10 protein-coding genes are annotated in these 8,469 nt (G+C 50.0%); 2 read left to right on the top strand and 8 right to left on the bottom strand.

Features of this window, described 5'->3' with window-relative positions; translation table 11 throughout:
* Both D6694_05350 and D6694_05345 read right to left on the bottom strand, forming a co-directional pair.
* A partial coding sequence (locus tag D6694_05350) for a hypothetical protein (GenBank protein ID RMH44934.1) occupies positions 1 to 392 on the bottom strand: 392 nt, incomplete at its 3' end.
* 111 nt (positions 393 to 503) lie between these two features.
* The gene (locus D6694_05345) at positions 504 to 941 is read right to left on the bottom strand and encodes a two pore domain potassium channel family protein (protein ID RMH44936.1); all 438 of its coding nucleotides are present in this window, start codon (positions 939 to 941) and stop codon (positions 504 to 506) included.
* Between the two features lie 133 nt (positions 942 to 1,074).
* Between D6694_05345 and D6694_05340 the strand changes: the two genes are divergently transcribed.
* Positions 1,075 to 1,284 carry a DUF2905 domain-containing protein gene (locus D6694_05340; protein ID RMH44933.1) on the top strand — a complete coding sequence of 70 codons (210 nt, stop codon included), beginning with the start codon at positions 1,075 to 1,077 and terminating at the stop codon, positions 1,282 to 1,284.
* Between the two features lie 162 nt (positions 1,285 to 1,446).
* The gene (locus D6694_05335) at positions 1,447 to 2,793 is read left to right on the top strand and encodes a diguanylate cyclase (protein ID RMH44932.1); all 1,347 of its coding nucleotides are present in this window, start codon (positions 1,447 to 1,449) and stop codon (positions 2,791 to 2,793) included.
* 172 nt (positions 2,794 to 2,965) lie between these two features.
* On the opposite strand, the gene D6694_05330 is transcribed toward D6694_05335, so the two are convergent.
* The 6 genes from D6694_05330 to D6694_05305 all read right to left on the bottom strand — a co-directional run.
* Complete coding sequence (locus D6694_05330) at positions 2,966 to 4,087, bottom strand: glycosyltransferase family 1 protein (GenBank protein RMH44931.1); 1,122 nt, start codon at positions 4,085 to 4,087, stop codon at positions 2,966 to 2,968.
* On the bottom strand, positions 4,044 to 4,832 hold the full coding sequence (locus tag D6694_05325; protein RMH44930.1) for a glycosyltransferase family 2 protein: 789 nt from the start codon (positions 4,830 to 4,832) through the stop codon (positions 4,044 to 4,046). The genes D6694_05330 and D6694_05325 overlap by 44 nt, the downstream gene beginning before the upstream one ends.
* Positions 4,829 to 6,019, bottom strand: coding sequence for a glycosyltransferase (locus tag D6694_05320; GenBank protein ID RMH44929.1), 1,191 nt, complete (start codon positions 6,017 to 6,019; stop codon positions 4,829 to 4,831). Before D6694_05320 ends, D6694_05325 begins: the two co-directional genes overlap by 4 nt.
* The gene (locus D6694_05315; protein ID RMH44928.1) at positions 5,950 to 6,777 is read right to left on the bottom strand and encodes a hypothetical protein; all 828 of its coding nucleotides are present in this window, start codon (positions 6,775 to 6,777) and stop codon (positions 5,950 to 5,952) included. Before D6694_05315 ends, D6694_05320 begins: the two co-directional genes overlap by 70 nt.
* Positions 6,778 to 6,798: 21 nt before the next feature.
* Complete coding sequence (locus D6694_05310) at positions 6,799 to 6,981, bottom strand: zinc-finger domain-containing protein (GenBank protein RMH44935.1); 183 nt, start codon at positions 6,979 to 6,981, stop codon at positions 6,799 to 6,801.
* Between the two features lie 40 nt (positions 6,982 to 7,021).
* Positions 7,022 to 8,469, bottom strand: a 1,448-nt coding sequence (locus tag D6694_05305) for a bifunctional glutamine synthetase adenylyltransferase/deadenyltransferase (GenBank protein ID RMH44927.1), incomplete at its 5' end; no start/stop codon positions are given.

The raw sequence follows: 8,469 nt of genomic DNA, 5'->3' as shown, positions 1-8,469 counted from the left end.
TCAATGATGAGCACGGTTTTCATGCCCCGCTTGTGCGTTTCGAGCAAGAAGGTATTGAGCAGATCGATCAGGTCCTTGATATTGCGTCGTTGTGGTGGCACCGGAATATTCAACTTGTCGCAAATGATTTCAAGCAGTTCCTGAGCCGAAATCTTGGGATTGACGACATAAGCGACGTTGATATGGCTCGGCATTTGCTCCAACATGCGGCGACACAGAGTTGTCTTGCCCGTGCCGACCTCACCAGTCAACACCACAAATCCCCCACCATCACCAATCCCGAACAATAAATGGGCTAACGCCTCGCGATGGCGTGGGCTCATATACAAATAACGAGGATTTGGTGAAATGGTGAAGGGTCTTTCCGTCAGCCCAAAAAACTGCCGATACATAGCCAACCGCGCTGAAATCCGTCTGAAGTGATTGTGGCATAAGGTGCGCGCGGCAGAAAGCCTTTTTGCACCGCAAAGTCCGGCAAAAGACGTATTCTTTTGGCCAGACGATCAATTGACATCGCTGCGGCTTTGCCAGTTTCGTTCCATTTCAAAATACAAAAATGAGGCTGTCCAAGTGATCATCACCAAACCAGTCAAGGCTTCAATGCCTGTTAAGAACCGAATCAATCCATGCGGCTCAATGTCACCATACCCCAACGTCGTATAATTGGTAAAAGAGAAGTACACGCTATCGAGTAAACTGTGATGATAATTGCCTTCCAAATGCCCAAACCGGCCCAGCCGATCTAAGCCAAAACAAGCCACACCAAATATCCATACCTCAACCACATGCGCGGCCAAAGCACCAAAAACGCCCACAAGAATCCGTGCACGGTGATCAATAGCAAGCCTCGGAATGAAAATCGTCATAGATCGGATGGCTTCGTAGTGGATCACCACGGTTGCCACCATCAATACCGTGTTAATTAAGGTGATAAGCATCAAATCCATCATTTTCTTCGCGCTTGCTTTGCAAGTGTCTCGCGACACAGGTTCGCCGCGTCAACACAGCCCGTGTCTCATGACACAATCACTTTCATGGTAAAATAGTGCCATCTCGCCACTTATCAAGCACAATATGCAAAAGCTTCTGATTTTTCTTGGTGTCGCTTTGCTTATGATTGGCATTTTCTGGCCGTGGATCAGCCAGATCCCTTTTGGCCGCCTGCCCGGCGATATCATCATTGAACGCCCAGGCTTCAAATTCTATTTCCCAATCACCACCATGCTGATTGTCAGCATCGTTGTGACTCTAATTTTATGGTTCATAAATGGTGGTGACGACTAAACGGCAACGACTGTCTACGGATAGGACGCGCGTGATGCCATTAAATCGGCTCATTTAGTCTATCATTTAATCATCACGTCAATCGGTTACGAAAGATCAGGTTCGGTGTATATCATGCGCGCTTCGGCGCCTTTTTGTCAGAGACACCGCAGGTATTGACCCATGTCGAAAAAATCACGCACACCATCGCTGCAAGAAAGATACAGGCAACTAGAGCAAGAGCTTGTGCGACTCAATACCTTGCTGGATTCTATTGGCGCCTATGTCTTTGCCAAAGACCTTGACGGACGCTATACCTACGTCAACCAGCTGGTCTGTGATCTGTTTGGCTGTCCCCGAGAAGAGATATTGGGCAAAGACGACTCACATTTTTTTTCGCTCGAGGAATCTGACGAACTGAAACAGAATGATCACCGTGTCATGAATGAAGGCATCGTGATTGCCACGGAGGAGCGCAATGTCATTAAAGAAACCGGGGAGGTGCGCTATTACCAAACCGTCAAAAGCCCCCTCTACGATGAGCAAGGAAAAATTTGTGGCATGTATGGTGTCTCCACAGACATAACGAAACGAAAAAAACTTGAGCTTGAACTTGCAGTAAAACAGGAGTTGCTTGATTGTATCGTCAACAATATTGACGCCTATCTTTACCTTAAAGACAGCGATAACCAATTTCTCTATGTAAACCCGAAGGCCGAAGCCTTATTTCAGCCATCTCTGGATGCATTGACTGGCACACCACCCGATCAATTCTCCTCAGAACTTATGAAGCGTATTGTCGCTTCCGACGATCATGTCTATGCGTCCGGTGAACCAATGAGCGAGGAAACGGAATGCACCCTTCCTAACGGTACCACACGTTACTTTTGGTCAAAGAAAATTCCGATGAAAGATGCCTCTGGCAAGGTGACTCGTTTGATCAATCTTTCAACAGATATCACCGAACTGGCCACCCTGAGACGTCAACTTAAACAACAGCTCGAGTCGGAATTGCTGTTGAGGAGAGAAAAAGAAAAGCTGGCGGTCACCGACCCGCTCACAGGCGTCTATAACCGACACAAAATCAATGAAACGCTGCATTACGAAGTGGAACGGGCACAACGGTACGCCTTGGACCTGTGCGTTATCTTGATCGATATCGACTTCTTTAAACAAGTCAATGACTGCTACGGTCATTTAGTGGGTGATTCCGTCCTGATTGATTTTGCCAAGATTCTTCAACAACACGTCAGAAAAACCGACGTCGTCGGTCGTTGGGGCGGTGAAGAATTTATCGTCATTTGTCCAGAAACCGGACTCAATGGAGCCATGACTCTTGCCAATAATTTGAGAAGCTGTATCGAACTGCATAATTTCCCAACGGTCAAGCAGAGAACAGCAAGCTTTGGTGTCACATGTTTTCATCAAGAGGACACCATCGCACAATTTTTACATCGCGCTGACTCAGCCCTTTATCGAGCAAAACAAAAGGGACGAAATCGAGTCGAAGTGCAGCCAAACCAACTGTGATCAACGATGGTCATCGTCTGACAAAGACAATCACACTAGGAACAACGTCCAGCGCTCGCACCAGCAACATGAACGAGCGCAACTAAGTTCAGACGCTTTAGCGTCAATTGTATTATCGCGTCAATATTCAGTGCTCTATACAGCACCCAAGATGACAAATCTAGACAGGTACCTAACACTCAGCCAAACATTTGGCGTAGACTTTTTCCGTCTCCGCAGCAATCACTGACCACGTGAAATGCTTTTCAACGCGAGCGCGTGCCGCCTGACTCATTCGCTGGCGTAAGCTGCTGTCGGCGATCAAAACTTTCAGTTTTTCGGCCATCGCCTCGGGTTGTTTGGGCGGAACCAAAAATCCATTGATGCCATCTTCTATCAATGTTGGGATGCCACCGACATGAGTACCGACCAGCGGCAACCCTGTGGCCATGGCTTCCAGACCTGCAATACTCGTGGCTTCCATCAACGAAGGCAGCACACTGATGTCAGCCGCTCGGTAAATCTCGGGCATATCGCTATTCAGCACGCCCCCAAGAAATTTGACTTTATCTGATAGGCCATGCTGATGCACATAGCGCTCCATCCATTGACGTTCAGGGCCATCCCCTGCAATCACCGCCTTGAACTTTAGATCATTGATATGTTTCAAGGCCTGAACAAAATAACGTACGCCGTTTTTCTCAACGAGCCGACGCGCCATCAGAATCACCGGGACATCGTCGTCATCTCGCCATACGCTTTTTAGTTTGCTCGTGCCGGGTGAAAATTTATCCGCATCGACCCCATTGGAAATGAACGCCACTGGCCCTTGATAACCCACTGATCGTACGGCGTCACAAAGCTCGTGACTGGGCGCGATGATGGCATTGACATGACGAATGCGTTGCAGTGTTCGCCAACGTTTCCAAGCCGGCCCTTGCAACCGTTTTAGAAAACCAGAAGTGTGGTTAGTAAACACCACGTGGACGCCATGACCACTTGCCCCCCAGACACCGCGCAATCCATGAACATGAATCACATCAACATGCTCTTCGCGAAGTCTTTTGGTCAAATATGCTTTGAGGTGGTAATCATGCCAAGGCATCCACTTCACGAGTGATGGGCGCTCCACTGTGAGCCCATCCACAACCCTTTTTTCCGGCTCACCATCGATTGGCAATGTCACGATACTGATTTGATGACCAAGCGCTGCAAGTGCACGTGACAGTTCATAGACGTGACTCCCAACGCCACCAATGGTGGGTGGGAATTCACTGGTGATCATCAAAATTCGCATGATTGTCCTCTTTTGCATTGAGCTTCAGCTCATACAGTTTGGCTTCTTTCATAAAGGCGTAAAAAGCATTGTTAAGTGAAGCAATCCACCCTCGCACGCCATTGAGAAAATTTCTTTTTATCAAATAAGACTTGATAAACATCACTGGAAAAACCAATAGCAGTTTCAATACAGACGCTGACTTGCCTTTTTTAAACTTCTCCTGGGCTCGCAGCGTAGAGTATCGATTATTTTTTTCCAGCATCACTGAGAGCGAATGCAAACCATCGTGAAAAATGACGCCGTTGGCATCACGCACAGGCCCAGAAACCGAAATGCTCTCGTGAACTTCGACGTCAGCGTATCCGCCCAATTCGCGTTTAAAAAATCGTATGTGCCGATTCATTTTCGTCCATGGATGATTCGGCTTCCCTAAAAAAATTTCACGAATGGGGATATTGAGTCCCACCACATCACCATGCTGGACAACGATATCAATCTCTTTTATCAGTTCATCGCTGACATATTCGTCCGCATCTAAATTTAATACCCAATCATGCTGACACATTGAGAGTGCAAATTGTTTTTGACGGGCAAACCCAAGCCATTCTTGATAGACAACTTTTGCGCCATAGGCTTTTGCAATTTCGACAGTTCGGTCGGTCGAACCCGAATCAACGACCACAACCTCTGAGAAATCCCGCACACTTTCCAGACAAGCGGCCAAGGTGCGCTCGGCATTCAAAGTAATAATGTAGACAGACACGGGGCGCTTATCTTTCATGCGAAGCTCTCGGCAAGACGTTCATACAAGTTCAGTTCCATGCTAAGGCTGTGGGTAAGTGTATAAGGATGCTGCTCCGGTGGCCGCTGTTGTTCCCTGATAATAGCCTTAAGACGTTCAATCAAGCCATCCATATCACCTTGGGCCACAGCACCCGCCGGAAACACATTGGATAATATTTCCGCCACACCACCATGCGCCCAACCGACAACCGGAACACCGAGCGAAAGCGCTTCCAATACAGTACGCCCAAATGATTCTGGTTTTTCCGATAAGGAGAGTACCACGTCAGACATGGCATAAACGTCTCGGATGTTTGCCACTTGATCAATGATTCGGACGTTTTGATGCAGCTGCAGTTGATCGATTGTTGCTCGCAATTCTTCAACATACGCTGCACTTTTTCCATCGATTTTACCGATCATCAATCCCATCACATCAGGCCAAACGGCTTTCAATTTGGCGATGGCATGCAAAAACGCCAAATGCCCCTTCAAACGGGTAAAGCGTCCCGGTAGCGTCAAGATAGGCGCTGACTGTCCAAGTTGATGCTGAACACAAAATGCCTCGACAAAACCTGAATCCGCCTGATAACCATACGGGAAAGCAGAAGGATCCACTCCCCTAGGAATCACGGTCACCCTTGTACTCGGGCAATCCGAATAGTTTTCAAGGACATAGCGGCGCGCTGTTTCGGACACCGCAATCACATGAACAGAACGCGTCATAATGGCGCTGTATGCATTGACAGAATAGAGCCCGTGAACGGTGTTGAGCCACACGGGTCGTCGCTGTGCTTTTGGCCACCCACGTAACGCGAAATATGTCATCCATGCCGGCAGGCGCGAACGCACGTGGACAATATCCGGTTGCAAGTTGACAAGAAGGTGGCGATATTGCCGAACTCGCAAGAGTGTCATCAGCGATTTCTTGCCAACCGGAAATTCGAAATGTTGGCTGCCACCTGCCTCAAGAGAGGGTACCAACCGACCACCGCCAGAAATCACAATCGAGGTGAAACCACGTTCGACAAGGGCTTGGCCAACTTCCAACACCCCCCGCTCGACACCACCACCTTCAAGCGATGGCACGACTTGTATGACGCGCAAAGCCTTTGTCATGACAGTCGCTCCAACAACCATTGCGCCGCATGATCCGCTTCTGCCAACGGCTGCGGTGCTGGCCATGTTTGATGTCTCGAATCAAAAGTCATCACCCGTTGTTCTTCCACCAGCGCCCGCATTCCTTTGGCCACGCGGGTGTTACGCATGGGCAAATCCAGCAGACCGACCTGGCAACCCCCACTCAATGCTTCATATACCATGCTGACACTGTCCGGCGTGACCCACACGCGCTCGGTTCTGCCCAAAGCGTCAGCCAACCAGCCGCTTGGACAGGACGCCCAAGGCATCACCGACACGTTGAGCGACGAAAATTGTTTAAGCAAATCGGGGGGACTTCTTCGAGAGTCGGCAATCGTCCAATGACGCTCACTGTCTTCATGAACAATGGTGATAACTTGCCGCACAATTTCGTCGCTCTGCCAATCTGCATGCCGTGATTCACCCCCCAAAAGTACGAGACCGGAATTTGGATTTTTCGGCTGCGGCTGGACGTTATTAATGGCCCCATAGGTCGTCAGCACGCGGTCCGAATCTCGCCAGCCGTCATGTTTGGGAACGATACAAAAATCGAACAACCATCGTGGCAAACTAGGCTTCATCAAAACACACAGCGGCAGACGCAAACGCCATTTGAGCACCAATGCGCGTCGATGTGTTTGATGGCCGGCCGCGACGATGAGATCTGGCGACCATTCACGCAAGTCGGCCAACGCTTGCGGCGCGCTTAGACTGTCACGCTTGTAGGTGATGTTCCTTTGGCGTGCAAGTGCATTGACCAACCCGAGCATTTGATTCCAATGCCCAGGTTTGTCATCTGTCACTAAGCACAACTTCACGTGTGCTTATTTGCTTTTGAGACGATAGGTTGTGCCGCAATACGGACAGGTTGCCCGACCGTTCTCAAGCGGCAAATACACACGTGGGTGCATTGCCCACAATGGCGCATTATCGCCCGGGCAGTGCAATGGTAAAGCGTCAGGACCGATTTCGACTTCACGCGGTTGTTTCTGTTCAGCTGCTGTCATGGCCATACCCTCTTGAATGTCTGGCGCAATTATAACCTCACTACAGGCCGAGTGCACGAATCACCCGATTCGCCTCCGTCATGGACGTTTCGATCACCTGACTGTCTGGCTGCCGGCCCACTTCGCACTGATTGAGTGCATCCAACAAATTTCGATGCACATTCGCAAGCATCGTGCTCGTTTCCTCATCCAAGAATCCATATTGCGCCAAAGCGTTCAACAAGCCGGCCGTATCGCGCGGCTCAACCAGTGCAGGCGCCGCATGCGCGTGGCAAAGGACCAAATACTGCACTAGAAACTCAATGTCTATCAATCCACCGTCGCCGATTTTGATAGTCTCTTGCCAGTCAGCCAACTTCGTTTGCTGCTGTATGCGGGCACGCATCTCACGCACCTCTTCAAGCAGCGCGTGCGGATTGCGTCTTTTCGACAAGATTTCCCGACGTAAATTTTCAAAACGGGTTCGCACTGCATCAGGGCCGACCACCACACGCGCCTTGACCAAGGCCTGATGCTCCCACGTCCACGCTTCTTCGCGCTGATAACGGGCATAGCTGTCAAAACTGCTGATCAGCAAGCCTGCTCGCCCGGATGGTCGTAGACGCGTATCAACATGGTAGAGAATGCCGCCAAACGTCTGGGTCGAGAGCATCTGGACAATTCGCCGAACGACCCGGAGATATCCTGCGATTCTGTCGTCATCTGTCGCTTGGTGCAAAAATACCAAATCCAAATCAGAACCCAATGATAGTTCCCCCGAGCCCAGCTTTCCGTAGCCGAGTAAAACAAATTGCTCCAACGCTGTCTTGTCATCCGGTGCCGGGAATTGTCGTCGAATTGAAAACCTAGTGACCGCAGTTAAAATCCCATTGGCCAAGCCTGTGAGCAGTTTTTGTAATTGCCCAATTGGCAGATGGCCGGTAGCGAAAGCCACGCCGAGATGGAAAATCCACTGCTGCTTGTGCTCGCGCAGGACTTCCCATAGCGTTTCCTCATCCGAGTCTGGCACCCCCAACAAACGACGCCGCAAATCGTCTTCAATGTCTTCAACCGTCGGTATGTCGTTGAGAAATGCGGGATTTAGCAGTTCATCAAGTACCAGCGGATACCTCGCCGCATGAGACGCAACCCAGTGACTGGCACTCATCATGTCCGTCAAACGTGTCACCGTCATCGGATTTTCGCAAAATAAATCAAGGTAAGCCGTGCGGTGACGAATCGCATGCAGGAGGGTTAGCCAGTCCTGTAAGACGCGATCCGGTGTGGGCGTCTTGGCAACCGCTTGCGTCAGCTGTGGCACTAGACGAAAGAGGCGTTTTCGGCCTCGCTGGCCCACTCGGGAACCTGGCCGATCGACGTCGTCTCGAAATCTTGATATCGCCTGCGCCGCGGTCATCGGATCGCGAAAACCACATTGCGCTAAGGCTTCAGTTAGCGCTTCCACCGATTGACTCCAGAACGCCGTCTCGTTGTCCGTATCTTCTCCTA

The organism is Gammaproteobacteria bacterium (assembly GCA_003696665.1).
Classification (GTDB): Bacteria; Pseudomonadota; Gammaproteobacteria; order Enterobacterales.
Note: the sequence above shows the minus strand (reverse complement) of the source record. Positions and strands in the feature narration are given on the sequence as shown.